This window comes from Bacillus cereus group sp. N31, assembly GCF_016483245.1.
GTDB classification, from domain to species: domain Bacteria; phylum Bacillota; class Bacilli; order Bacillales; family Bacillaceae_G; genus Bacillus_A; species Bacillus_A toyonensis.
The window spans coordinates 34,389-59,184 of the sequence record NZ_JAEHCH010000016.1; the positions used below are offsets into that span (position 1 = coordinate 34,389).

Genomic DNA, 24,796 nt, shown 5'->3' on the forward strand with positions numbered 1-24,796 from the left:
AAGAATTTATGTAAAAAAACTTAAAGGGGTGTACACATGCATAAAGAATATGAAATTGAAGAGTATACGGCGATTGAGGAACAAATACATTATTATTGTCAATGTTTATTAGTGAGCCATCCTGAGCAAATTATAAAATACTTAGAAAAAAGATTAGAAAAATATGCAGAAACATTACAATATGCACATTTATATCCCGATACAGTTATTTTACCGTTACAGCAATTAGTTATCGAATATTCTTTAGATCTTGCTAGAATTAGGAAGTATATGAATTTAGAAACATAAAGTAAAATGCATAGTTTAAATGAAACAGAGTCGACTTTAAGAAATTATATTCTAATGTCGACTCTGTTTCATTGTTTAATATTGTTGATTGAAAATAAATACTAATCAATGAAGATTGACATATAATGACGCAAGAGTAAAATAAAAGTGAGTACTCACTCATTTTATAGAAAAGAGGGATAATACGTGCAAAAACCTTCAATTGTTTTACAGAATGTATCGAAAAGTTTTGGGAAAAAAGAAGTTTTACACGATCTTTCATTACAAATTGAAAAAGCAGAGATATTTGGTTTAGTTGGGCCTTCAGGATCAGGGAAAACGACGCTTATTAAATTGATTGCAGGTATTAATCAAGCAACTAAAGGTAATGTATTTGTATACAACATTAACATGCCAAATTTAAATGAGATGAAAAGAATTGGCTATATGGCTCAAGCTGATGCATTATACGAAGAACTATCAGCATATGAAAATGCAGATTTTATTGCAACGATGTATGGATTAAAGGGAAAGCATAAAAAGGAAAGAATCAAAGAGGTTTTTGACCTTGTACAATTATCACAACATATGAAAAAGCAAGTACAGCATTTTTCAGGTGGGATGAAAAAGCGTCTATCATTAGCGATAGCACTTCTTCATGAACCTGAAATATTAATTTTAGATGAGCCAACAGTGGGGATAGATCCGTTGCTTAGAAAAACAATATGGGGGAAATTTTATGAACTTAAAAAGAAAGGAACAACTATTATTGTAACGACGCACATTATGGATGAAGCAGAGTTTTGTGAGCGTCTAGGATTGATTAGAGAAGGGAACTTAGTTGCGGTTGGAACGCCAGAGGAATTGAAAAAACGTGTATCATCAAGACGAATTGAAGATGTCTTTTTATTAGCAGAGGGGGCTGAATCGTGAGAGTTAATGGTGTAATCATTCGTATTATTCGTCAATTTTTTCGAGATAAACGTTCGTTAGCCATGATGTTTGGGGCACCAATGTTATTACTTTGGCTATTGTCTTTAGTATTTACACAAAAAGATTATATACCACATATTGCTGTAGTGGATGTGCCCGCTCCTATAGTAAAAGTGATGAAAAATCAAGAAGCCTCAATTTATGAATATAGCAAAGAGAAAGCGATTTCTGAGTTGGAAAAACAAAAGATCGATGCAGTAATTCATTTAGAGAATGGAAAAATAAATCTTTTGTTAGAAGGCAGTGATTCGTCGAAAAACCGTGCTGTATTCCAAATATTGCAAAAGAGCACAGAGAAGAATGATGTATCGATAATGAAACCTGAAGTGAATTATTTACATGGCTCTAAAGACTTTACGATGTTTGATGGGCTCGGTCCCGTGTTAATTGGATTCTTTACATTTTTCTTTATATTCATTTTGTCGGGAGTTTCTTTCGTAAGAGAACGTTTAAGTGGTACATTAGAGCGATTATTGTCCACACCAGTTAGACGATGGGAAATAGTTGTTGGGTATATAATTGGTTTTGGAATTTTTGCATTCATACAATCTGTTATAATTGTAAGTTTTTCAGTCTATGTTTTAGGTTTATATGTAGCAGGTTCTATATGGCTAACGCTACTTATTACATGTATGCTCTCTTTAACGGCACTAACATTAGGGACGTTTTTATCAGCATACGCAAATAATGAATTTCAAATGATCCAGTTTATACCACTTGTTATTGTGCCACAAATTTTCTTTTCTGGGTTGTTTCCAATTGAATCTATGAATAAGTGGCTCCAAATGTTAGGGAAATTATTTCCACTCACATACGGCGCTGATGCAATGAGGCAAGTGATGATTCGAAATCAAGGATTTACAGAAATTGCATTGGATCTTACTGTATTACTACTTTTTTCACTATTATTTGCAGTAGGAAATGTATTTGCTTTAAAGAAACATCGCAAAATATAATAATGACAAAAAGGAGCTTTGTACATGAAGAAGGATTGGCTTGAGGAATTAATTGCTGCAACTAATACTGATAAACGAAATGAACGTCAAATGCGTATTTTAGAAGCAGCTGTTGATATGTTTGGAGAAAAAGGATATGCTTCAACTTCAACAAGTGAAATTGCAAAGCGTGCTGGTGTAGCGGAAGGAACAATCTTCCGCTACTATAAGACGAAAAAAGATTTATTGTTAGCGGTCGTAATGCCAACTTTAACAAAGTTTGCTGCACCATTTTTCGTACAAGCTTTTGCGAAAGAGATATTTAAAACTGATTATGAATCGTATGAAGGGCTTTTAAGAGTAGTCATTCATAATCGATTTGAATTTGCCAAAAAGCACTTTCCAATGATTAAAATATTAATTCAAGAAGTGCCGTTTCAGCCAGAGCTAAAAAGTGAAATACAACAATTAGTAGAAACAGAACTGCTTTCACATTTTAAAAAGTTAATTGTAAAGTTTCAAGAAGAAGGGGAAATTATTGAGATGCCACCACCTTCCGTATTACGGCTTACATTATCAGTTGTTTTAGGATTTCTATTAACTCGATTTTTATTATTGCCTGAAGAAAAATGGGATGATGAAGCGGAAATTGAAAATACGATTCAATTTATACTGTATGGATTAACACCACGAATTTAATCATAAGTAAAAATATGTTGAAGTGTAAAGTACATATATTACTTTTAAACAAATAATAAATCGCCTTTAAAAAGGCGATTTATATTCATTATATATTTTTGATAAATAAGTACTTGTTTACTAAAAACATTATAAATTAGCGTGTTTCTTTGTCTCTTCTTCTAAGACCTAATAATCCTGCTAGTCCTAATAAACCAAGCCAAGCCCAATTATTATTTTTATCACGATTATCATTTAAATCATTTGTCGTATTTACATTTCGAGTTCTCACATCATTATTAACTCTGTCTAAGTTATTGTCATTAACTCGAGTTGAAATGTCAGTGTTATTAACTCTATTCATATTATTTCCAACGTATTCAGCTTGTGCAGATGTACCTAAAAACATAATAGATAGTGCTAAAACACTTAAAATAGATGATAATTTCTTCTTCATAACGCTCCCTCCTTTCTTATGTATTAATTTCTCCAAAGTATGTGTGTATTATTCGTTTCACAGTGTCTAAACCATCATTATAGAGCGCGCATTTATAAAACTAAATGAATCAAACTTTGCTTAAAATGTTAATCTTAGTACAATTTATATTATACGGACTAGCACTAAGGAGGTAATGAAATGCGACAATTTGCAAAACCTACAATCGTCGTAAGTAAATGTTTAGAATTTGATGCTTGTCGTTATAATGGAGAAATGATTCCGGATGTAACAATACGAAATTTGCAGCCATTTGTTACATTTATACCTGTTTGTCCAGAAGTCGAGATTGGATTGGGAATTCCTCGTGAAACGATACGAATCGTAGAAGAAAATGGTGTGAATAAACTTGTGCAACCGTCGACAAGAGAAGACGTTACTGAAAAAATGGAGCAATTTTCAAATGGATTTTTACAAACGATATCCGATGTGGATGGATTTATTTTAAAGAATCGCTCGCCAAGTTGTGGTACGCGTGATGTGAAAATTTATTCTGGTTTTGAAAAAGCGCCAGCAAAAGGAAAGGGACCAGGCTTATTTGGCGGAGCAGTATTAAAAAAATTTTCGCACCTTCCAATTGAAGAAGAAGGTAGATTGTCGAATTTTATTATTAGAGAACATTTCTTTACAAGGTTATTTACAATCGCATATTACAAAATGATTAAACATAATAAAAATATGAAAGACCTTGTATCGTTTCAGTCGGACAATAAATATTTATTTATGGCATATAATCAGGTAAAACAAAAAGAATTAGGGCGTATTATTGCAAATCAAAAAAATGAAACGATTGAAATTGTATTTGATAATTATGAGAAGACTTTATATGAATTATTTTTGCGCGCGCCCCGCTATACATCGAATGTAAATGTATGTGAACATATTTTCGGATATTTTAAAACGAAATTAAAAAAACAAGAAAAAGATTATTTTTTAGAAATGATACAAAAGTATGCAGAAAAGAAAATACCACTTAGTAGTTTGCTTGCAATTTTAAAATCATGGGCCATTCGGTTTGATGAAAAGTATTTATTAAGACAAACATATTTTGAGCCATATCCTGAAGCGTTAGTAGAAATTTCTGATTCGGGAAAAGGTAGAGATTATTAAACAATAAATTACATAATTCGACATAAAACTTCCTATGTTGTTGTAGAACAATGTAGGAATTTTTTTGTGCATTAGTACAGAATCTGTTTTAAAATTAAGTTATGACAGAATTGTAGCAATTGTCTAACTAATATTCTTGTCTTTTAAGAAGTAATGTTTGTAGTAGAAACTCGCACGCTGTCGAAACTCAATATTCGATAAGGGGTGTGTAGCGGAATGGAATTTACTCTAACTCGCGAAAAACAAATGATTAAAGAAATGGTACGTGACTTTGCTGAAAAGGAAATCGCACCGAAAGCTGTGTATTATGACAAAACTGCAGAGTTTCCATATGAAACATTTCAAAAAATGGGCGAACTAGGATTATTAGGCATCCCATTCCCAGAAGAGTATGGAGGTTCAGGTGGCGATACAGTATCGTACGCGCTAGCAGTTGAAGAAATTGGTCGTGCTTGTGGTGGTACAGGATTAAGCTACGCTGCAACAATTTCATTAGGTGCTTCTCCAATTTATTATTTCGGTACAGAAGAACAAAAACAAAAATATTTAGTTCCAATGGCATCAGGTAAAACGTTAGGCGCTTTCGGATTAACGGAGCCAAACGCTGGATCAGATGCAGGAGGCACACAAACGAAAGCTGTATTAGATGGTGATGAGTATGTAATCAGTGGTGAAAAGTGCTGGATTACAAACGCAGAGTATGCAAATACAATCATTGTAACCGCTATCAACGGTGTTGAAGAGAATGGTAGAAAACGTATTTCTGCATTTATCGTACCGACTACAAGTGAAGGTTTAACGATCTCAAGTCCTTACGATAAGATGGGTGTTCGCGCTTCTAATACTTGTGAAATCGTACTTGATGGTGTGCGTGTACCGAAAGAAAATATTCTTGGTGATGTTAATAAAGGATTTAAACAATTCTTATATACACTTGATGGAGGACGTATTTCAATTGCAGCATTAGCAGTAGGTATTGCACAATCTGCATTTGAACGTGCATTGCAATATGCGAAAGAACGTCAACAATTTGGAAAAACAATTTCTAATTTCCAAGCGATTCAATTTAAATTAGCGGATATGGCGACTGAAGTAGAGTTAGCACGTAATTTAGTACATAAAGCAGCTTGGTTAAAAGATAACGATAAACCTTTCGGTAAAGAAGCGGCTATGGCAAAACTATTTGCATCTGAAGCAGCTAGTCGTATTGCGAATCATGCAGTACAAATTCATGGCGGTTATGGCTATATGCGTGAATATGAAGTTGAAAGACATATTCGTGATGCAAAACTGTTAGAAATTGGTGAAGGAACTTCTGAAATTCAACGTCTCGTAATTGCTAGACATTTAGGATGTAGATAAAAAGGAGGAATCACTATGTTTCAAAAAATATTAATTGCCAATCGCGGGGAAATCGCAGTTCGCATTATGAAAACTTGTCAAAAACTTGGAATTCGTACCGTCGCTATTTATTCTGAGGCTGATGAAAATGCCCTTCATGTAAAAATGGCAAATGAAGCTTATCTAGTAGGTGGTCCACGAGTTCAAGAAAGCTATTTAAACCTTGAAAAAATTATTGAAATAGCTAAGAAGACAAATGTTGAAGCAATCCATCCGGGGTACGGATTATTATCAGAGAATCCATCTTTTCCGATTCGCTGTAAAGAAGAAGGAATCGTATTTATTGGTCCTTCAGAAGAAATCATTACGAAGATGGGAAGTAAAATTGAGTCACGTATAGCAATGCAAGCAGCAGATGTACCAGTAGTTCCAGGTATTACTACAAATATTGAAACTGCTGAAGAGGCAATTGAAATTGCAAAACAAATTGGTTATCCATTAATGCTTAAGGCATCCGCGGGCGGCGGAGGCATTGGAATGCAGTTGATGGAAACTGAGCAAACGCTCACCAAAGCATTTGAAAGTAACAAAACAAGGGCACAAAATTTCTTCGGTAATGGAGAAATGTATTTAGAGCGTTATATTGCAGACGCGCATCATATTGAAATTCAGCTTTTAGCAGATACACATGGTAACACAGTGTACTTATGGGAACGTGAATGTTCCGTACAGCGCCGAAATCAAAAAGTAATCGAAGAAGCACCTTCACCTTTTTTAGATGAAGGTACACGAAAAGCAATGGGAGAAGTGGCTGTACAAGCTGCTAAAGCTCTTGGGTATACAAATGCAGGTACAGTTGAGTTTCTTGTAGATGATCAGAAAAATTTCTATTTCTTAGAAATGAATACGAGATTACAAGTAGAGCATCCCGTTACAGAAGAAATTACGGGGTTAGATCTTGTAGAACAACAATTTCTTATCGCAAGTGGAGAGAAACTATCATTTACTCAGGATGATGTAAAACGTAGTGGTCATGCCATTGAAGCACGTATTTATGCAGAAGATCCGAAAACATTCTTCCCGTCACCTGGGAAAATTACAGATTTAACATTACCATCAAATATACGTATGGATCACTTTTTAGAGAATCATGTAACAATTACACCGTTTTATGATCCAATGATTGCGAAAGTCATTGCTCATGGTGAAACTCGTGAAGAGGCAATTTCAAAATTAGAAAATGCTCTAGAAGAGTTGAAAATTGAAGGTATTAAAACAAATACACCGATGCTACTGCAAGTGCTCGGAGACGATGTGTTCAAAAGTGGTATTTATACAACGGGTTTCGTAACGAAACAGCTTGTTAAAAAATAAGATTTATGAATATTAAGGGGGAAAAAATGATGACGAAAGTATATGCATCGATGGCAGGAAATGTTTGGAAGATAGTTGTAGGAGTAGGAGATACAGTAGAGGAAGAGCAGGATGTCGTCATTTTGGAATCTATGAAAATGGAAATTCCAATCATTTCAGAAGAAGCTGGCACAGTTATGAAAATTAATGTGCAAGAAGGCGATTTTGTAAATGAAGGAGATGTATTACTAGAAATTGAATAGGGAGATAGAGGGGGAAGCGAATTGAAACTACCTAATTTTGCTGTCATTAAAGAAGTAGGGCCACGTGATGGCTTACAGAATGAAAAAAAGATTGTTGGCACAAAAGATAAAGTAAAATGGATTCAACTACTTACAGAAGCCGGATTGTCGTACGTTGAAGTTTCCTCATTCGTTCATCCAAAATGGGTTCCTGCCTTAGCGGATGCAAATGATGTCTTTTCTGAGCTAAAAAGGGATCCCAATGTTACATATGCTGCGCTTGTTCCAAATCAAAATGGTTTGGAACGAGCTTTTTTGCAAAATGTAGATGAGGTGAATGTTTTTTTATCAGCGAGTGAATCACATAATAAAAGTAATATTAATAAATCAATTAAAGAAGCATTAACTGTTATTGAAGATATAACAAAACAGGCAATATTCGAAGGGAAAAAGGTTAGAGGTTATGTTTCTACTGTATTTGGATGTCCGTATGAGGGAGATATAAGTGCCACAGCAGTTGATGAAATATGTAATCAACTATTTTCATACGGCATTTATGAAGTTTCTCTCGGTGACACGATTGGTGTAGCGAATCCATTACAAGTAGAACAAGTATTAGAACATCTATTAAAGAAATATGATGCTTCGCAGTTTGCAATGCATTTTCATAATACGTATGGGATGGCACTTGCAAATGTAGTGAAGTCTTTAGAACACGGTATTACAACGTTTGATAGTTCTTGTGGTGGACTCGGGGGATGTCCATATGCACCGGGAGCATCAGGAAATGTTGCAACTGATGATTTAGTGCATATGCTCCATAAATTAGGTGTCCAAACAAATATAGACGAAGAAAAGTTATGGAGAGCTAGTCAATTTATTCAAAGTAAGTTAAATATCCAATTACCGAGTCATGTGTATAGAGCGCTTCAACATAAAACGATAAGTAGGTGAGAAGATGCTACAATTACAAAATATTTCAGTTGACTATGTAACACCGCATGTTGTAAAGATTTCGTTATATCGTGAAAGACAAGCAAATTCTTTATCTTTAGCGTTATTAGAAGAATTGCAAACAATATTAACGGAAATAAGTGAAGAGTCAAATACACGTGTAGTTATTTTAACAGGGGCTGGTGAAAAAGCGTTTTGTGCTGGCGCAGATTTAAAAGAACGAGCTGGTATGAATGAAGAGCAAGTTCGCCATGCGGTTGGTATGATTCGTACTACTATGGAAATGGTGGAACAATTACCACAACCAGTTATTGCAGCTATTAATGGAATTGCTCTTGGTGGTGGTACGGAATTGAGTTTAGCCTGTGACTTTAGAATCGCTTCTGAAAATGCAAGCCTTGGTCTGACTGAGACTACCCTTGCAATTATACCTGGAGCAGGTGGTACGCAGCGTTTACCGAGATTAATTGGTGTTGGTAGAGCGAAAGAATTAATTTATACAGGAAGACGTATTTCGGCGCAAGAAGCGAAAGAATATGGTTTAGTAGAATTCGTCGTACCAGCTGATTTACTAGAAGAGAAAGCGATTGAAATTGCAAATCAAATTGCTAGTAATGGTCCTATTGCAGTTCGATTAGCAAAAGAAGCAATTTCTAATGGTGTTCAAGTAGATTTACATACCGGATTACAAATGGAAAAACAGGCGTACGAGGGTGTAATCCATACGGAAGATAGATTAGAAGGATTACAGGCATTTAAGGAAAAACGCAAACCGATGTATAAGGGGGAGTAAATGTGTTAGATCAAAAACAACAATCAAATAATTTTGAAGAACGAGTTGAAACGATTAAACAAGGTGGAGCACCGAAATATCATGAACAAAACAAAGCAAAAGGAAAACTATTTGTTCGAGATCGTTTAGCTCTTCTATTTGATAATGGCGAATATGTAGAAGATGCATTATTTGCAAATTGTGAGCAAACAGGGTTACCGGCTGATGGTGTTGTAACTGCAACTGGTAAAATACATGGGCGTACTGCGTGCGTAATGGCAAATGATTCAACTGTGAAAGCCGGATCATGGGGAGCTCGTACAGTTGAAAAGATTTTACGTATTCAAGAAACGGCTGAAAAGTTACGTGTTCCATTATTTTATTTAGTTGACTCTGCTGGAGCGCGTATTACAGATCAAGTAGAAATGTTCCCAGGGCGCCGCGGTGCGGGAAGAATCTTTTATAACCAAGTGAAATTATCAGGTAAAGTTCCGCAAATTTGTTTATTATTTGGTCCTTCTGCTGCTGGTGGTGCATATATTCCAGCTTTTTGTGACGTTGTTATGATGGTGGAAGGTAATGCATCTATGTATTTAGGATCTCCACGTATGGCTGAAATGGTTATCGGTGAGAAGGTAACTTTAGAAGAAATGGGCGGGGCTCGTATGCATTGCTCAGTATCAGGATGCGGAGACGTTTTATGTAAGACAGAAGAAGATGCAATTACACAGGCTAGACAATACATTTCATATTTTCCAAGCAACTACTTAGAAAAGACTCCATTGATGACACCTCAAGAACCGAAACAGTTCGATAAAACGTTAGAACAAATCATTCCAGAAAATCAAAATGCTCCTTTCAATATGAAAGATCTGATTAACAGAATTATAGATGACGGCTCATTCTTTGAAGTGAAAAAATTATTTGCTCAAGAGCTCATTACAGGTTTAGCACGCATTGATGGTAAGCCAATAGGTATTATTGCAAATCAGCCGCGTATGAAAGGTGGCGTTTTATTCCACGATTCAGCTGATAAAGCAGCGAAGTTTATTAATTTATGCGATGCATACCATATTCCATTATTATTCCTTGCAGATGTACCAGGATTTATGATTGGTACGAAAGTAGAGCGCGCTGGTATTATTCGTCACGGTGCAAAAATGATTTCTGCAATGAGTGAAGCAACTGTACCGAAAATTTCTATCATTGTTCGAAAAGCATATGGAGCTGGTTTATATGCAATGGCAGGTCCGGCATTTGAACCAGATTGCTGCTTAGCATTACCGACAGCTTCTATTGCTGTAATGGGTCCAGAAGCAGCGGTCAATGCTGTATATGCAAATAAAATTGCGGCTTTACCAGAAGAAGAGCGTGCAAGCTTCATTGCTGAAAAACGTGAAGAGTATAAGAAAGATATTGATATTTATCATTTAGCATCAGAGATGGTGATTGATGGTATTGTTCATCCAAACAATTTACGTGAAGAGTTAAAAGGGCGTTTCGAAATGTATATGAGTAAATATCAAGTATTCACGGATCGTAAACATCCTGTATATCCAGTTTAAAAGCCCTATTTAGGGCTTTCTTGCTCAAAAAGTCAAGGAGGGGAAAACATTGAAACAAGCAGTTTGGTTTCCAACAGAAGAGTATAAGGAAAAAACACGTTTATATGGTTGGATGAAATCATTGGGATATGAAGACTATGAAACTTTTTATAATAAATCTATTGAGGAAACAGCTTGGTTTTGGGGAGAGGCAGAAAAAGCAGTTGGCTATCAATGGATGAAACCTTATACAGAAGTGTTAGATTTAGAAAATGGTACGCCATTTGCACAGTGGTATAATGGTGGAACATGTAACGTTGTAGAATCAGCTTTATCCCGCTGGATTGCGGATGAAGTGACAAGAAAACAGCCAGCACTTCAGTACGAAGGGGAAAATGGAACTTCAAAATCATTTACATATGAAGAGCTTGACAATTGGGTAAGCCGTGTTGCCAATGGTTTGAAACAAGCGGGTATTGAGAAGGGCGATCGTGTAACAATTTATATGCCGATGATTCCGGAAACAGTTGTTGCGATGCTAGCTGTAATGAAAATCGGAGCAATTATTTCACCAATATTTTCGGGATTTGCTTCGGATGCAGTTATGACACGCGTACAAGCAGCTGGTTCAAAAATGATTATTACCGCAGATGGATTTTCACGCCGCGGGAAAATTGTTTCTTTAAAGGATGAAGTAGATAAAGCTTGTGAACATTGCCCGACTGTTGAAAAGGTGGTAATCGTTCGTCATGCAGGAAATGATTTTACACCGCATCATTATGACTTTTCATGGAGTACGCTAGAAAAAGAAAAACCATTCATACATGCCGAAGAAATGCATAGTGATGATCCTTTAATGCTCATATATACATCAGGAACGACTGGTAAGCCGAAAGGAACGGTACACACGCATGCAGGATTTCCTTTGAAAGCAGCTTTTGATGCAGGATTTGGAATGAATATTAAACAAGGTGATCGTGTATTATGGGTAACTGATATGGGCTGGATGATGGGGCCATTTTTATTATTCGGTTCACTCATAAATGGTGCAACGATGGTTATGTACGAAGGTGTTCCAGACTTTCCAGAAGCAGATCGCTTATGGGAGACGGTTGATAAATATGAAATTACTCATCTCGGTATTTCGCCAACGTTAATCCGTGCATTAATGGCAAAAGGTGATGAGTATGTGAATAAACATTCTTTAAAGAGTTTAGAAGTATTCGCATCAACAGGAGAACCTTGGAATCCTGATCCATGGATGTGGCTGTTTGAAACAGTTGGAAAAGGAAAAGTGCCAATCTGTAACTATTCAGGCGGAACTGAAATTTCTGGTGGGATTTTCGGTAATGTTCTGATTAAACCAATCGCACCAATTAGTTTTAACGCATCGTTACCAGGTATGGCTGCGGTTGTACTTGATGATCAAGGTAAACCAATCCGTGATGAAGTTGGAGAATTATGTTTAGAGAAACCTTGGGTTGGAATGACGAAAAGTTTCTGGGAAGACGATGAGCGTTATGTGAACACATATTGGTCACGATTTGAAAATAAATGGGTTCATGGTGACTGGGTTATTTATGATGGTGAACAATATATCATTACAGGGCGTTCAGATGATACGCTAAATATTGCTGGTAAACGTATGGGGCCTGCTGAATATGAGTCTATTCTTGTGAAACATATTAATGTAATAGAAGCAGCTTCCATTGGTGTACCTGACGATGTAAAAGGTGAGGTTTGTCATTGCTTTGTAGTATTACGAGATGGTGTAATATTTACAGCAGAATTAAAGAAAGAATTAATGAGTTTAGTAAATTCTCATATCGGAAAAGCATTATGTCCAAAGGATATCCACGTTGTAGAGGATTTGCCAAAAACACGTAATTCTAAAGTAATGCGACGCGTCATCAAAGCGGCTTACTTAGGAAAAGAATTAGGAGATTTATCATCACTTGTAAATCCAGAAGTAGTTCCACATATTCAGGGTCTACAGTCTAGTAAATTATAAATGTAGGAATGAGCTCTATGTAAATGGAGCTCATTTTTCATGTTTATAAAAAGAGAAGAAGTAAATTTGAAGTAGTAAAATTCTACTTGTATTATTACGACGTATGTTTGTTTTATAGTTTTTATCAAAATAGGATTGTGGAATGTCTATTCATTGGAGTGATTGAATTGTGTTAAGGATGAAAATTTAGTGAAGCGAAAAGTAATGAATAAAAGGAGAAATCCCTGGGGGACAGGGATTCACTAAGGGAGATAGTATTGTCGTGCAATGTCGAAATTTGGCGTATTCGACAAATTAATATTATCACGAATTTTCAGGAGATTGTGATAGGGAATGTGTCAAAAATGTGTACGTATTTCCTATTAAAGTGTTATGTAAATAGGAAAAGGGAAAAAATTAAGTTCACTCGTTCTTAAGAATTTTTCCCCTTAAAATTTAGTATTTGTTCGTTATTCTATATACGTCTTAATTTGGTAAATCTTCAACATGTAAAGATTGAGTATTGCCCTTTTTATTTGAATTATGTGCCTTCTGAGATGTTTCTTGCATTTGCTCTTGGGCTTTACTAGGAGTATTCAGCGCATCAGATGATACATGATCAAGTTGTTGACTTAATAAATCTTTTTTATCCATGTTATGTAGCTCCTTTTTGAACTTTGATATAAAAACGAAGTGTTTTTAAATAGTTACGTGGGTATTATGCATCTTTGAATGGAATTATATACACAAACTACATTGAGAAGTTAACTACTTATAAAAATTACCTGTGATGACAAGCTGAAGAAATATAAAGATCATTAGTGATTAATAAAAGCGTTATTTTAGTAGGGTGTTACGAAATTTCATTTAAAAGGAACATCCCAATGATAAAAAAGAGCACTGTAAATCAGTGCTCATCTTATCAGAAACTGCTTAGTCCTTAAAAACAAAACCATTACGGACAATTCACAATGGTAATAGTGACGCTAGCCATTGTTCCAGGAGAATCAAGAAGTGAAGCAGTAACGGTTACTGTTCCAGGCCCATTAGCGGCTAGAAATACAGCGGTAAAGTTACCTGAAGCATTGGTAATGACAGCAAGAGGAACCATGAAAGCAAGAGAAGGGTTACTAAATGAAAAACTGACCACTACTCCTGGAGTAGGACTACCGTTTACTAATACTTGCCCCGAAAAAAATAAAGTATTATTTCCTTGAGTGGATACACATGCTGTGGTTTCGTTAGAAGTCAAGGTAATAGATGCAGGCCCAGCGGGAAGATTAAATCCAGTTGGTCCAGTTGGTCCAGTTGGTCCAGTTGGCCCAGTTGGTCCAGTTGGTCCAGTTGGTCCAGTTGGCCCAGTTGGTCCGGTTGATCCGGTTGGCCCAGTTGGTCCAGTTGGCCCAGTTGAACCAGTAGCTCCTGTAGAACCTGTGGGACCAGTAGGGAATTGAAAGGGTTGAACAGGTGGAAGTGTAGGTCCAATAGAACCCGGATTAAGTGCAACAAAAGATAAAAACTCGTCCATTATTTTTCACCTCTAAAAATTGTATTACTAATAGTAAATGTACTGACAGAGCAAAGTGAAATGGACAAGCGGTTGTATTTTAACAAATTAAGCAAAATAGTTATTTGATAGAAAGAGAGAGTAGTATGATTCCTTTAGAAATTAAATATAAAAAGGCGATTATCTTCAAATCGCCTTTTGGGTAATGCAGTGTAATTTTATTCAGTTATTTGAAATATAGTTTCATTCGGTTTAGAAAATCCATACAATTTCCTTGCGAATTTTAAAATTTCTTCTTCACTACTTGTTAAAGCTTTAACATCATTCTTAAGGGAATGACCATCCTTCTTTACAGAAGATAATTTTTGTTGTTCCGTATTCAGCGTGATTTGTTTTTCTTTAATCATTTCTTGTTGGTTATTCAGAGAATATTGAAGGACAAAAATTATAGGTACCATAATAGCCAAAGTAGTTATAATACGGCGTCTTGTTTTTTTTCTATTACCTTGTTGTGTATTAGGGTTCACTTGCTGTGAGGGTATATTAGGATTTGATTGGTGTGATGATACTTTTGGGATGTTTCCCATTAAAATGCCTCCATTACTGATTGTAGAATTTAAACCGTTTAAAAGTATTATAAATGTTTAATGAGAATTTTAGAAGATATTTTAATATAGTTGCATATCGTAAAGTTTAAACAAAATCCTTATTTACATAAAAGAAACACCGATTGTCTGCGAGGCTCCTAAGGATAATCATCAAGTAATGAAGTACTCGACTAATTAACGATATCACGAATTTTTGGGTAAAAACATTGAAAAATCCGTTTAAATTAATAGGAGTATTATTTGAAATAAAAACGCTATTTTAATACGGAAGGGAATAATGATGATTCCATGGGATAAGCGAGTATACATTGTATCAAGGTGATCATTTTATTACAGAGGGGACAATTGTAGAGGTTAGTGAAAAGGCAAATAAATCATTATAATGGCTCCAGTGCATGATAGCTCCAAGTTATGAAAAAGTGTGCGGGAATAGTACAAAGCGACTTCGGTTGATTCGGATAGATAATGACGAAGAATGAGATGATTAAGGATAGGTATTGAATATGCCATATTTGTATGAATAAAGAGCAGAATATAGCCAATATATAGGTGTTGAAATTGTTCTAGAGGTAGGAATATCTGAAATATAAATAATTGAGGGGAGTGAACTAAAAATGGAAACTAGCACTTTTTTAGGATTGTTTTGGGGATGGATCACGGTTATCGTATCGGGAATACTTTTCGTACGCCCATCGGTATTACGTGAATTGAAAAAACTAGTGGTTGAAGACAGAGGGTTTGGTATTATGTACGGTTTTTTATCGATTTTCCTAGGGCTAGGCACTGTAATCCTACATAATGTATGGGCATTCAACTGGCAGGGGTTCCTAACGGTTATTGCATGGCTTGCATTATTAAAGGGAATTTACATAATTGCATATCCTGAACCCTCCAAGAAAACTGATTTTGAATTAAGGATACTATCTACACGTATAGCGCTCGCTATCATTGGCGCCTTGGCTTTATGGATGCTTATAGTAATCTATATAAAATAATCTTTTTCTAATGAGAAATATACTAAAATATGAGAAAAGGCTATAATACTAATTATAAATTTAGTCCTACTGGAAGAATCCGTGGACATCAAACTAAAAAGGGAGTTGTTATATTACTCTGTAGTTTGGTAGCCACTTTTTTATTTTTTATTAACAAAATAGATCAGGGTTATTTTTATAAATGACGCAATTAACTTCTGAATTAAAATTGACCGGAAAGAAACGTATGTTTGTTCGGGAGGGGTGTTAAAGAAATTATTACAACTGTGTAAGGTTAATGTAATATTAATCGATAGTAAATCAAGATACTTAAGTGTATTTTTAATAGGATTTGAAAGTGCTGTTTTTAACATATTGGGTTAAATAAAATTTAATTAGGAAGTGTAATACAATGATTGAGATTAAATCTATGATTTATTCGTACAAACTAAAAAGAAGAATAGCTAAAGATTTATATGGCAGCAGAGATGAGTTGACGATGTTATTAAATGAATTTAATAATATGAAAAGTAAAGTGAAGTCTGACAAAAAGAAAAATAATATGTTTTCTCGTTTACAATTAATGTACCAAAATATGAAATTAGACAAGCAGTATTCTCTTCCGTTTGCTCTTAATAGTAGGTTATTGGAGCGATTAGAAGATGAATCTATTCAAACAACTGAAGAATGTGTATCATGTCTACACGTAATGTTAGAAATAAATTATGAGAAAATAAAACATTATGGATCTAATACAAGTAGGTCATTTGTTCCGTTATCACAGTCTTCCATTTGTCTTGCTGATTTTGTTTGTTTGACAGGATTTGTTTTATTAGGCTTACTAGGAACAATTACATTTGGAGGGATAATGTAATCTTTTTATTCACTTACATAAAAGACCACTCATTTAAGGTGTATTTTTTAGTTACATGGAAGAGCTCATGCGATAGACAGAGAAGAATGACACGGATGCTAATTTCTAGTTGCTCATTGTTAATGCATTGTGTAACTAGAAAGATAAAATGTTATGATGCTAGGAATAACAAGGGATTTAGCGTTTGGGCTAGTTACACAAAATATAAGATATGGGTAACTCATAGTAAACGTGAAATGATAAATCCTATGTTGTCGCAGTGATTAAGTGAGTATGTTGAGGGTTTGTTATTGATGCAAAATTAAGTGTTACAGGACTTAATGCACCATAGCAAAAAGGAAAACTTACTACTGTAAATAAAGTGTATGTGAAATAATTACAAAGTCGATTTATAAGAGTCAGCTTATATTTCGACACTCCACTCAACTTGTAACTATAGATGCCAGTCTAAATCTCTACGTGTTAATATACAAAAAGCTGACTATATTCAGTCAGCTTTTTGTATATTATATTCTAGTATTTATCGATCCCAAAAGACATATTCTTTCTGTTAAGTTGACATTAAAATCTTACCAATGTTTTCTTTTACAATGACAACAAATAAAGAAACATTTACAACGACACTTATTTCGTTTAGAACTCCAATCATCATCACAATGATGCTTTTCTTTAGACTTCCACCAATCATCATTACAATGCTTTTCCTTAGAACTCCAATCATCATCACAATGATGCTTTTCTTTAGACTTCCACCAATCATCATTACAATGCTTTTCTTTAGATTTCCACCAGTCATCACAACAATGCTGTTTCTTAGAACTCCAGCAATCATTATTCCAGGACATTTTTTTATACCTCCCTTCAAATAGGATTACTATCATTCTATGTTTTAGTGAAGAAATGGCTTGTTTATAAACCTATTATTTTATCTTTATATGATAGAGTGCTTTCTACTACATATAGAATTCATAAAAACTATGCTAATTCCCAAGAGATAGTGGAGAGAATTACTGGTTATGACATTTATCAATAAACACATGTTGAAGAAAACATTCTGATTATAAATAATATCTAATTTTGGAGTACGTTTTTCTGAATGTATATTTTAAAACAGCAGAGAAAAAATATATTATATTACTTCAAACAAAGCCTATGTATATGTAAAGTAATAGGAAAAACAGCTAACTCTTAAAGGAGCTGGCTTATTAAAAGAAAAAAAGATTCATTTGATAAAGAGGTTATCTAAACTTTAAATTCAGCAGAATTAAATCCAAGTCCCCTCATTAAACAAGCCGCTAACTGTTAAAGAATTGTTTTTATAATTAATAAAGAAAAAAATGTTTAGTACAATTGTTTGTTTTTTTCTTTCTATGTGTTTGCCTCGTACACTTTTAAGCTAGTGGACATACTTTACTAATAGAAAGGATTAGGGGGTGAGGTTTTGGGTTCTCGATTTAATAATTGTAAAAAGAAGTGTACATGTAAACAGGATGATTGTTGGGAGATATTCGAAGAGTGTAACAAAGAAAAGCATGAGAAATGTGATAATTCTTGTGTGCAAGGAATTAGAGATGAGCTTAAGAAATTAATTAATCGCACAGTTCAAATTAATACAGAGGGACGTACTTATGTAGGTACTGTTTCGTCTGTAAGTTGTGATGTAGTTAAGCTTGCAGCTATTCCTGGATCTGTTGCAGTAATTATCTCCATTTGCAAAATTGAAGCAATTTTCCCTCCTGTTACAACGGTTACTGTAGAGTTTGATTTTAATGGTGTTGACGTAGCAAATAAAGCATAATTATGCTTTGTTTGTAAAGCCATTCTGATGAATGGCTTTATTTTAATTTCGTATAAAAGGAGAATATATTCTTTATATAGAAATAAGTTTGAGGCTATAAAGAGTGATGTACGAAAGGAGAATGAGAGTGATTAAATTAGTGCCCTTTAAAAGATCTGATTTCAAACAATTAATAAATTGGATTCATTCCGAACAATTTTTAATACAGTGGTCAGGAAATGCATTTACATATCCTTTAAACGAACAGCAATTAGAGAAATATATAGAAAGTGCAAATACACTCGCTTTCAAAGTAATAGATGAAAAGACTGAAGAAGTACTTGGTCATATTTCACTTGGCCAAATAGACGATATAAATAAGTCTGCGAGAATTGGAAAAGTGTTAGTTGGTAATACGAAAATGAGAGGGCGTTCAATAGGAAAACATATGATGAAAGCAGTACTTCATATTGCGTTTGAAGAATTAAAACTACATAGAGTAACTCTTGGCGTGTATGATTTTAATACGTCGGCCATTTCTTGTTATGAAAAAATAGGATTTGTAAAAGAAGGTTTATTAAGAGATTCAAAAAAAGTAGGAGAAACGTATTGGAATTTATGGGAAATGAGTATGCTAGAATATGAATGGAATAATAAAAAATAATAGTTTCTTATAATTTTATTATGTTAATTAAAAGGGATTGGTGGGAAATTATGAATAGAAAGACTATAGTAATCACAATTGCAGCTGTTTCAGGGGGAGGTAAAACTACTATTACAGAAAGTTTAACTCATGAGTTAACAAATTCAAAAGCGCTATTTTTTGATAGTTATAACTTTGATAACTGTCCTGCTGATATTTGTAAATGGATTGATGATGGAGCGAATTATGACGAGTGGATACTTACACCATTAATTCATGATATTCAGCATCTTATACGAGATAGTAAATTAGACTATATTATTGTAGATTATCCTTTTGCATACTTAAATAGAGAAATGGGGCAGTTCATTGATGTAACTATATTTATTGACACACCTTTAGATATTGCAATGGCTAGAAGAATTTTACGAGATTTTAAAGAAGATACTATGAGTGAAATACATAATGATTTAAAACATTACATGGCACATGCGAGAAAAGCTTATTTAGAGGCAATTCATACTGTTAAACCGAATTCAGATATCGTATTGGATGGATCTTTTTCTGTAAGTGAAATAATTAATCATGTTGTTGAGGAACTTGACCGAAGAGAAGTGATTGTCGATGGTTAAATGTATAGAGGAATATGTACAAGTTGATGATTTTAAAATGTATACGAAAGTATTCCAAGGAAAGAAGTGGCAGCCTGTTATTATAATGGAATCAGGCTACGGGGATTATTCAAAGGCATGGGATTATATTGCTGAAAGACTGACGGAATTTGGGACGATACTTACATATGATCGAGCTGGATTAGGGAAAAGTGGGAAGAGTTCCAAGCAACGTATTAGTTCTGAAATGGTAAAAGATTTAAGAACATGTTTAAATCTTTTACAACTGAAGCCACCTTATATTTTTGTAGGGCATTCTTTTGGTGGTATAAATGCACGGTTATTTACGGTTTTTTATCCCGAGGATATGTTGGGAACAGTTTTGGTTGATTCGACACCAGAAAATTATAAAGAAGTATTTTTGCCAATCATGTCTCCAGAATTTCAAGAAGCTTACTATAAACAATTTGCATATGAAAGTTCATATGAAGAGTTTATGTTTAGTCTAGGTGAAGCAGATAGACATTGTAAATCAATGAGCGATATTCCCCTTGTCGTGCTAGCTGCTGGTAAAAAAGCTTTTTATTCGCAAGCTGCACAACTGAAATGGTTACAATTACAAAGAGAATTATTACAATTATCCAGTAAAAATAAATTTATAATTGCAGAACATAGCGGTCACTATATTCAAAAGGATGAGCCACATTATATTATAGGTGCTGTTAAGTGGATACTTGGGGTAGGGGAGAGATAAATGTGTACACTGTATTTCAATATAACTGGCAAGTAAGAGAAGATTGGTTTAAGTGGTGTGAACAACTTACAGTGGAAGAATTACTTCGCAAACGTGTTGGTGGTGTTGGAAGTATATTAGAAACATTATTTCATATTGTAGATGTTGAGTATAGCTGGATTTGTGATTTGAAAGGAAAAGAAGTAGATGAGCCGCAATTTAAGGATAATCAATCTATTCAAAAAGTGAAAGCATTATCTCATTTGTATAATAAGGATTTAGAGGGATTTTTACAATCGTGGACAGAAGACTTAGAGAATAAAATATTAAAAGTTTCATGGACGGATAAAGAGTACAAGTATGGTGAAGTGTTACGACATGTTATCGTACATGAAATTCATCATATAGGTCAGCTATCAATATGGGCAAGAGAGTTAAATCTTCAGCCCGTTTCAGCGAATTTAATTGGAAGAGGATTATAGACGTAAAAACCGACTTGTACTGTAAACGCAAGTCGGTTTTTATATGTAAGAAGATTTCTTAGTTGAAATCCTCGGATTTTCTTTGACGTAAATGTAAAAACATTAAAATTGTAATAATGAAAAAGATCATCATCGTTTGTATGATTAAATTTTTAAACTGTAGCAATATTGCCCAAGATGTAAGAGTATCTTTAAAAGCTTGGAGTGCAGAGTACGAGGAAGGTTCAAAACCGTACTGAAGTAATTTTTTTGTTTCAATAAAAGTAGTGTTTTCTTCATCGGATTCTAATATTACTGAAATAAGCCTAGTATCTCCTAGTTTTGCAGTACCGACAAAACTATTATTACCGTTAGTTGAAAAACTAGTTTGCAAGCCATCAACACCTTGGAGTTTAATGTTTTCATTGAGGGAATAAATCATTTTATTTGTGTTGAAAACTTGAAAATTTTTGAAGGTAAATTGGTAAGAGGTTAGTTTCGTCATATTCAGTACATTAGGGAAATCTTTTACTAAATGCGTTGCTAGTTTAGCTGCATCTTTCGCTGTTGTATTCGATTGTTTATTTGTATCTTGATTAGCTCCAGTAGAGTTTAGAAAAGGAGATGGCTGTGATAACTGTAGCTGTTTTGCTTTTTCATTCATTAACGTTGTAAAGTTATCTTCATTGCCACCAATGTGTTCTGCCAGTGCGAGTGCAGAACGATTATTTCCTGTTAAAAGCAATGCATGAAGTAAATCACGAACCGTCGTTTTATCCTTTGCTGTTACTTGCATAGGAGTCGTTTCCGCTTGGAATAATTCGTTACTTATTTTTACGGATTCATCTAACTGTATTTTGCCGTCATTCAGTTGTTCCAATACGATATACTCTGTCATTAATTTAGACAAAGTAGCTGATTGTATAGGGGTTTCTTCATTTTTTTTATAAATAACTTCACCTGAATTAGCATCTATTAAAATAGCTGATTTAGCTTGAATAATTGGACCATTTACATAAAGATAAAAATATAAAACGATAAGTGCAGTAATAATAAAAGATAATAATAAAATTGTGAATTTTTTCAAGAATTGCATAAGCGATCCTCCTACTATGACATCAATAATAATATTGTAAAAAGGAATGCTTAATTAGGAAGAAAGAAAAGGTAAAGAATTTCTAAAGAATTATAAAAGATTATTAAAATTTGGATATTGATGGAAAATAAAAGGTTCAATTTCTTATCATATTAGAAATTGAACCTAAAATTATGGTGTATTAATTTTTATATGGTAGTAGTTTTACAGTGAAAGTTGTTTTCTTGTCATCACTATATACTTCAATCGTTCCTTTATGCAGTTCGACAATACTTTTTGCAATTGCTAATCCGAGTCCTGATCCACCAGTGTTTGTTGAACGTGATTTTTCAACACGATAAAAACGTTCAAAAATATGAGGTAAATCTGTACTAGGAATAGGTTGTCCGTAATTTGTTATATCAATTGTAATCATATTATTGCTTTCATAAGCGGTAAGGTCAATATAACCACCTTCGTTTCCATAAGCGATAGCGTTTATAATAAGATTTTCAAATACACGCACTAATTTGTCTCCATCAGCTAATACCATGAGTTTTTGAGAGGGGAAAGAAGGGCGGCATTCAATATTTGCTTCTTGCACTTGTATTCGGAATTGAACAGTTAATTGTCCAAGTAGCTCTACAATATCAATGGGAGCAGAATATAAACTTAACTCTTTATTTTGAACACGGGTGTATTCAAACAAGTCATTCATTAATGCATTTAGACGTGTTACTTTACCATAAATGACTTGTATGTAATGACGTAATTCCACTTCATCTCTATAATTATCATGATGGATTAAATTCACGTATCCAACTATTGATGTAAGGGGAGTACGTAAATCATGTGATACATTTGTAATTAGTTCGCTTTTTGCTTGTTCTGCCTGTCTTTCTTCGTCAATTGACTCTTTTAATTGTTCAACAATTTGATTGACCCCAGTCGCTAACTCTTCTAAATAATTATGATTTACGATGGAAACTTTATGATTGAAATTTCCATTTGCAATATAACGAATCTCTTCTATCATTTTTTTAATACAAGTTTCATAGTAAAGCTTTCTCTCGTGACGATAAAAAATATATAGATAGGATGAAAAAATAGAAAATAAAAATAAATAAGAAACAATCATCATCCATAAAGATTCTTTAATCCCTTTATACTTTTCATAACCAAAAATTCGAATGAATTCTTTACCGAGTTCGGTTAGAGTAAGTGAACTCTCGATTACACTCGTAATGAGGCGATATATAATTAATTCAGTAATAGGTGTAAGAGTGATAGCTAATAAAAGCCAAAAAATTATCTTCCATTTTGGGATATCTTTTAAAATATCAAATGCTTCATTTCTCAATTTTATAGCCTACTCCCCAAACAGTATGAATAAATTTTTCTCCATTCATTACTGTTTCAAGTTTATCCCGTAAATTACTAATATGAACCATTACAGTTTTATTTGAACCATAACCATCTTCATTCCAAACACGTTCGAATATTTCTTCGGAACTAAATACTCTTCCTGTATTGCTCGCTAGTAAATATAAAATATCAAATTCTATAGATGTAAGTTTAATATATTCATTATTTACTTTAACAGTATGATTATGCTTATGGATTTCAGCTGTTCGAATACGAATAATACCATCGTCTTTCTTTTGAGTAGCAGCGTTTTGGAAAGTGGATCTTCTCAGCAAAGCTTTCACTCTAGCGACTAATTCTAGTGGATTAAACGGTTTAATCATATAATCATCTGCACCTGTCATAAGCCCTAATATTTTGTCCATGTCTTCAGCCTTTGCACTCAGCATAAGGATAGGTACAGTATTATTTTCACGCACTTCCTGACAAACTTCTAATCCATTTCGCTTTGGCATCATAATGTCCAAAATCATGAGGTCAACTTCATATGCAGATATCATTTGTATTGCTTCATCACCGTCATAAGCTTTAAAAATGTTATATCCTTCATTTCGTAAATAAACAGCGAGTAACTCTACAATATCTTTATCATCATCAATAATTAATATGCTTTTATTCATTATATAGTTAGTTCCTTTCCTTACAAATCATCAACACTACTATAATAACAAACATTTATGTACTTTGTAGCAATGATTTTACATAAAATTTCATGTAACGTATTAAAAAGGAATTAAAGCATTCATAACGAATTAACAATAGAAGAATTATTTGAATTTCCTATTATATTGAAGGAACGTAATAAGGAGGAGATTAACGTGTTATATAATGAAATATGTTCATTTACTCCAACTGGGAAAATAGAACACTCTATAAAAGAGTTTCTATTAAAGTACGATAAAGAATTTACATATCATCATTCAATTCGTGTGGCAAATGAAGCGCGAAAAATAGCGATAATGTTTCATGAAAATGAAGAAAAAGCAGAAATTGCAGGGTATTTACATGATATAAGTGCAATCTTTCCGAATGAGGACCGGATTAAAGTTGCTGAAGCAGTTGGAATCGAAATATTACAAGAAGAACGGAAATTTCCAATGATTATTCATCAAAAACTATCGAGAGTAATCGCAAGAGAGATATTTAAAGTGGAAGATGAAGAGATTTTAGGTGCAATTTGTTGCCATACTACATTGCGTAAAAATGCAACGAAGATGGATTTAGTGTTATTTGTTGCAGATAAAATAGAATGGGATCAAAATGGGACACCATCATACTTAGTAGATATAAAAAATGGATTAGAAAAATCTTTAGAACATGCTGCTTTTGTATATATTTCATATTTGTGGGAAAGAAAAGATACATTGAAAGTTATACATCCGTGGCTAGAAGAAGCTTATTGGTATTTAAAAGAACTTGTAGAGTAGAAAGGA

The 24,796-nt window shown here is 33.9% G+C and carries 29 protein-coding genes and 1 pseudogene; 22 read left to right on the top strand and 8 right to left on the bottom strand.

Annotation, left to right across the window (positions count from 1 at the left end):
* Positions 1-36 precede the first annotated feature (36 nt).
* From JDS81_RS18960 to JDS81_RS18975, 4 genes are all read left to right on the top strand, one after another.
* Positions 37-288 carry a hypothetical protein gene (locus tag JDS81_RS18960; RefSeq protein WP_000548627.1) on the top strand — a complete coding sequence of 84 codons (252 nt, stop codon included), beginning with the start codon at positions 37-39 and terminating at the stop codon, positions 286-288.
* Between the two features lie 186 nt (positions 289-474).
* Entirely contained in the window at positions 475-1,200 is a 726-nt protein-coding gene (locus tag JDS81_RS18965) for an ABC transporter ATP-binding protein (RefSeq protein ID WP_097952826.1), read from the top strand.
* Positions 1,197-2,216, top strand: coding sequence for an ABC transporter permease (locus tag JDS81_RS18970; protein WP_097952824.1), 1,020 nt, complete (start codon positions 1,197-1,199; stop codon positions 2,214-2,216). The genes JDS81_RS18965 and JDS81_RS18970 overlap by 4 nt, the downstream gene beginning before the upstream one ends.
* Before the next feature lie 24 nt (positions 2,217-2,240).
* Positions 2,241-2,894 carry a TetR/AcrR family transcriptional regulator gene (locus JDS81_RS18975; RefSeq protein WP_097952822.1) on the top strand — a complete coding sequence of 218 codons (654 nt, stop codon included), beginning with the start codon at positions 2,241-2,243 and terminating at the stop codon, positions 2,892-2,894.
* Between the two features lie 136 nt (positions 2,895-3,030).
* On the opposite strand, the gene JDS81_RS18980 is transcribed toward JDS81_RS18975, so the two are convergent.
* Positions 3,031-3,330, bottom strand: a complete 300-nt coding sequence (locus tag JDS81_RS18980) for a WGxxGxxG family protein (protein ID WP_097952819.1) — start codon at positions 3,328-3,330, stop codon at positions 3,031-3,033.
* A gap of 180 nt (positions 3,331-3,510) precedes the next feature.
* Here JDS81_RS18980 and JDS81_RS18985 point away from each other — a divergent pair, with 180 nt between their 5' ends.
* The 8 genes from JDS81_RS18985 to JDS81_RS19020 all read left to right on the top strand — a co-directional run bounded on the left by JDS81_RS18985 (position 3,511) and on the right by JDS81_RS19020 (position 12,696).
* On the top strand, positions 3,511-4,479 hold the full coding sequence (locus tag JDS81_RS18985; RefSeq protein ID WP_097952817.1) for a YbgA family protein: 969 nt from the start codon (positions 3,511-3,513) through the stop codon (positions 4,477-4,479).
* A gap of 216 nt (positions 4,480-4,695) precedes the next feature.
* Positions 4,696-5,841: an acyl-CoA dehydrogenase gene (locus tag JDS81_RS18990; protein WP_000397277.1), complete on the top strand. Its 1,146-nt coding sequence runs from the start codon at positions 4,696-4,698 to the stop codon at positions 5,839-5,841.
* Positions 5,842-5,856: 15 nt separating this feature from the next.
* The gene (locus JDS81_RS18995; RefSeq protein ID WP_097952815.1) at positions 5,857-7,194 is read left to right on the top strand and encodes an acetyl-CoA carboxylase biotin carboxylase subunit; all 1,338 of its coding nucleotides are present in this window, start codon (positions 5,857-5,859) and stop codon (positions 7,192-7,194) included.
* Positions 7,195-7,220: 26 nt separating this feature from the next.
* Positions 7,221-7,436, top strand: coding sequence for an acetyl-CoA carboxylase biotin carboxyl carrier protein subunit (locus tag JDS81_RS19000; protein WP_001987345.1), 216 nt, complete (start codon positions 7,221-7,223; stop codon positions 7,434-7,436).
* A 21-nt stretch (positions 7,437-7,457) separates the two neighbouring features.
* A complete protein-coding gene (gene mvaB / locus JDS81_RS19005) occupies positions 7,458-8,369 on the top strand; it encodes a hydroxymethylglutaryl-CoA lyase (RefSeq protein WP_000775420.1) in 912 nt (303 codons plus the stop codon).
* A gap of 4 nt (positions 8,370-8,373) precedes the next feature.
* Complete coding sequence (locus tag JDS81_RS19010) at positions 8,374-9,162, top strand: enoyl-CoA hydratase (RefSeq protein WP_000939822.1); 789 nt, start codon at positions 8,374-8,376, stop codon at positions 9,160-9,162.
* Between the two features lie 2 nt (positions 9,163-9,164).
* On the top strand, positions 9,165-10,706 hold the full coding sequence (locus JDS81_RS19015) for an acyl-CoA carboxylase subunit beta (protein ID WP_000886736.1): 1,542 nt from the start codon (positions 9,165-9,167) through the stop codon (positions 10,704-10,706).
* A gap of 49 nt (positions 10,707-10,755) precedes the next feature.
* On the top strand, positions 10,756-12,696 hold the full coding sequence (locus JDS81_RS19020) for an AMP-binding protein (protein WP_097952813.1): 1,941 nt from the start codon (positions 10,756-10,758) through the stop codon (positions 12,694-12,696).
* Between the two features lie 465 nt (positions 12,697-13,161).
* On the opposite strand, the gene JDS81_RS19025 is transcribed toward JDS81_RS19020, so the two are convergent.
* Positions 13,162-13,329, bottom strand: a complete 168-nt coding sequence (locus JDS81_RS19025; RefSeq protein ID WP_000358199.1) for a hypothetical protein — start codon at positions 13,327-13,329, stop codon at positions 13,162-13,164.
* Positions 13,330-13,646: 317 nt separating this feature from the next.
* Here JDS81_RS19025 and JDS81_RS30470 point away from each other — a divergent pair, with 317 nt between their 5' ends.
* Positions 13,647-13,892 (top strand): hypothetical protein, encoded by a 246-nt coding sequence (locus tag JDS81_RS30470; RefSeq protein ID WP_000237381.1) that lies wholly within the window; start codon positions 13,647-13,649, stop codon positions 13,890-13,892.
* Positions 13,893-13,907: 15 nt separating this feature from the next.
* On the top strand, positions 13,908-14,129 hold the full coding sequence (locus tag JDS81_RS30845; RefSeq protein WP_252199175.1) for a hypothetical protein: 222 nt from the start codon (positions 13,908-13,910) through the stop codon (positions 14,127-14,129).
* A gap of 17 nt (positions 14,130-14,146) precedes the next feature.
* On the opposite strand, the pseudogene JDS81_RS31105 reads toward JDS81_RS30845, so the two are convergent.
* Both JDS81_RS31105 and JDS81_RS19035 read right to left on the bottom strand, forming a co-directional pair.
* Positions 14,147-14,203, bottom strand: a pseudogene (locus JDS81_RS31105) (exosporium leader peptide-containing protein); the annotation flags it as partial.
* A gap of 197 nt (positions 14,204-14,400) precedes the next feature.
* Positions 14,401-14,769, bottom strand: coding sequence for an FtsB family cell division protein (locus tag JDS81_RS19035; protein ID WP_000526884.1), 369 nt, complete (start codon positions 14,767-14,769; stop codon positions 14,401-14,403).
* Between the two features lie 635 nt (positions 14,770-15,404).
* On the opposite strand from JDS81_RS19035, the gene JDS81_RS19040 reads away from it, so the two are divergent.
* A complete protein-coding gene (locus tag JDS81_RS19040) occupies positions 15,405-15,785 on the top strand; it encodes a hypothetical protein (RefSeq protein ID WP_000450239.1) in 381 nt (126 codons plus the stop codon).
* A gap of 391 nt (positions 15,786-16,176) precedes the next feature.
* Complete coding sequence (locus JDS81_RS19045) at positions 16,177-16,638, top strand: homoserine dehydrogenase (protein ID WP_097952809.1); 462 nt, start codon at positions 16,177-16,179, stop codon at positions 16,636-16,638.
* Between the two features lie 550 nt (positions 16,639-17,188).
* Here JDS81_RS19045 and JDS81_RS19050 read toward each other — a convergent pair.
* Positions 17,189-17,470, bottom strand: coding sequence for a hypothetical protein (locus JDS81_RS19050; protein WP_179864496.1), 282 nt, complete (start codon positions 17,468-17,470; stop codon positions 17,189-17,191).
* Positions 17,471-18,079: 609 nt separating this feature from the next.
* Between JDS81_RS19050 and JDS81_RS19055 the strand changes: the two genes are divergently transcribed.
* The 5 genes from JDS81_RS19055 to JDS81_RS19075 all read left to right on the top strand — a co-directional run bounded on the left by JDS81_RS19055 (position 18,080) and on the right by JDS81_RS19075 (position 20,884).
* Positions 18,080-18,436 (top strand): hypothetical protein, encoded by a 357-nt coding sequence (locus tag JDS81_RS19055; protein ID WP_097952803.1) that lies wholly within the window; start codon positions 18,080-18,082, stop codon positions 18,434-18,436.
* Between the two features lie 103 nt (positions 18,437-18,539).
* Complete coding sequence (locus JDS81_RS19060; RefSeq protein ID WP_073990635.1) at positions 18,540-19,079, top strand: GNAT family N-acetyltransferase; 540 nt, start codon at positions 18,540-18,542, stop codon at positions 19,077-19,079.
* 50 nt (positions 19,080-19,129) lie between these two features.
* Positions 19,130-19,690 (top strand): nucleoside/nucleotide kinase family protein, encoded by a 561-nt coding sequence (locus JDS81_RS19065; protein ID WP_001080626.1) that lies wholly within the window; start codon positions 19,130-19,132, stop codon positions 19,688-19,690.
* On the top strand, positions 19,683-20,423 hold the full coding sequence (locus tag JDS81_RS19070; RefSeq protein WP_000237666.1) for an alpha/beta fold hydrolase: 741 nt from the start codon (positions 19,683-19,685) through the stop codon (positions 20,421-20,423). The genes JDS81_RS19065 and JDS81_RS19070 overlap by 8 nt, the downstream gene beginning before the upstream one ends.
* Before the next feature lie 2 nt (positions 20,424-20,425).
* Positions 20,426-20,884, top strand: coding sequence for a DinB family protein (locus tag JDS81_RS19075; RefSeq protein WP_097952801.1), 459 nt, complete (start codon positions 20,426-20,428; stop codon positions 20,882-20,884).
* 58 nt (positions 20,885-20,942) lie between these two features.
* Here the strand turns inward: JDS81_RS19075 and JDS81_RS19080 are convergent, their stop codons facing one another.
* The 3 genes from JDS81_RS19080 to JDS81_RS19090 form a co-directional block, all read right to left on the bottom strand.
* Positions 20,943-21,959, bottom strand: coding sequence for a D-alanyl-D-alanine carboxypeptidase family protein (locus JDS81_RS19080; protein ID WP_001160070.1), 1,017 nt, complete (start codon positions 21,957-21,959; stop codon positions 20,943-20,945).
* A 181-nt stretch (positions 21,960-22,140) separates the two neighbouring features.
* Positions 22,141-23,298, bottom strand: coding sequence for a sensor histidine kinase (locus JDS81_RS19085; RefSeq protein ID WP_001243283.1), 1,158 nt, complete (start codon positions 23,296-23,298; stop codon positions 22,141-22,143).
* Positions 23,288-23,983: a response regulator transcription factor gene (locus JDS81_RS19090; RefSeq protein WP_001043192.1), complete on the bottom strand. Its 696-nt coding sequence runs from the start codon at positions 23,981-23,983 to the stop codon at positions 23,288-23,290. The genes JDS81_RS19085 and JDS81_RS19090 overlap by 11 nt, the downstream gene beginning before the upstream one ends.
* Before the next feature lie 198 nt (positions 23,984-24,181).
* Here JDS81_RS19090 and yqeK point away from each other — a divergent pair, with 198 nt between their 5' ends.
* Positions 24,182-24,790 (top strand): bis(5'-nucleosyl)-tetraphosphatase (symmetrical) YqeK, encoded by a 609-nt coding sequence (gene yqeK, locus JDS81_RS19095; protein ID WP_097952799.1) that lies wholly within the window; start codon positions 24,182-24,184, stop codon positions 24,788-24,790.
* The last annotated feature ends 6 nt before the right edge of the window (positions 24,791-24,796 follow it).

Excerpts from the sequence above, each read along its gene's own strand:
- JDS81_RS18960 (WP_000548627.1), top strand. The coding sequence starts at position 37 with ATGCATAAAGAATATGAAATTGAAGAGTATACGGCGATTGAGGAACAA.
- JDS81_RS18975 (WP_097952822.1), top strand. The coding sequence starts at position 2,241 with ATGAAGAAGGATTGGCTTGAGGAATTAATTGCTGCAACTAATACTGAT.
- JDS81_RS18980 (WP_097952819.1), bottom strand. The coding sequence starts at position 3,330 with ATGAAGAAGAAATTATCATCTATTTTAAGTGTTTTAGCACTATCTATT.
- JDS81_RS18985 (WP_097952817.1), top strand. The coding sequence starts at position 3,511 with ATGCGACAATTTGCAAAACCTACAATCGTCGTAAGTAAATGTTTAGAA.
- JDS81_RS18990 (WP_000397277.1), top strand. The coding sequence starts at position 4,696 with ATGGAATTTACTCTAACTCGCGAAAAACAAATGATTAAAGAAATGGTA.
- JDS81_RS18995 (WP_097952815.1), top strand. The coding sequence starts at position 5,857 with ATGTTTCAAAAAATATTAATTGCCAATCGCGGGGAAATCGCAGTTCGC.
- JDS81_RS19000 (WP_001987345.1), top strand. The coding sequence starts at position 7,221 with ATGATGACGAAAGTATATGCATCGATGGCAGGAAATGTTTGGAAGATA.
- JDS81_RS19010 (WP_000939822.1), top strand. The coding sequence starts at position 8,374 with ATGCTACAATTACAAAATATTTCAGTTGACTATGTAACACCGCATGTT.
- JDS81_RS19025 (WP_000358199.1), bottom strand. The coding sequence starts at position 13,329 with ATGGATAAAAAAGATTTATTAAGTCAACAACTTGATCATGTATCATCT.
- JDS81_RS30470 (WP_000237381.1), top strand. The coding sequence starts at position 13,647 with ATGGTAATAGTGACGCTAGCCATTGTTCCAGGAGAATCAAGAAGTGAA.
- JDS81_RS19035 (WP_000526884.1), bottom strand. The coding sequence starts at position 14,769 with ATGGGAAACATCCCAAAAGTATCATCACACCAATCAAATCCTAATATA.
- JDS81_RS19040 (WP_000450239.1), top strand. The coding sequence starts at position 15,405 with ATGGAAACTAGCACTTTTTTAGGATTGTTTTGGGGATGGATCACGGTT.
- JDS81_RS19045 (WP_097952809.1), top strand. The coding sequence starts at position 16,177 with ATGATTGAGATTAAATCTATGATTTATTCGTACAAACTAAAAAGAAGA.
- JDS81_RS19050 (WP_179864496.1), bottom strand. The coding sequence starts at position 17,470 with ATGATTGCTGGAGTTCTAAGAAACAGCATTGTTGTGATGACTGGTGGA.
- JDS81_RS19065 (WP_001080626.1), top strand. The coding sequence starts at position 19,130 with ATGAATAGAAAGACTATAGTAATCACAATTGCAGCTGTTTCAGGGGGA.
- JDS81_RS19070 (WP_000237666.1), top strand. The coding sequence starts at position 19,683 with ATGGTTAAATGTATAGAGGAATATGTACAAGTTGATGATTTTAAAATG.
- JDS81_RS19080 (WP_001160070.1), bottom strand. The coding sequence starts at position 21,959 with ATGCAATTCTTGAAAAAATTCACAATTTTATTATTATCTTTTATTATT.
- JDS81_RS19090 (WP_001043192.1), bottom strand. The coding sequence starts at position 23,983 with ATGAATAAAAGCATATTAATTATTGATGATGATAAAGATATTGTAGAG.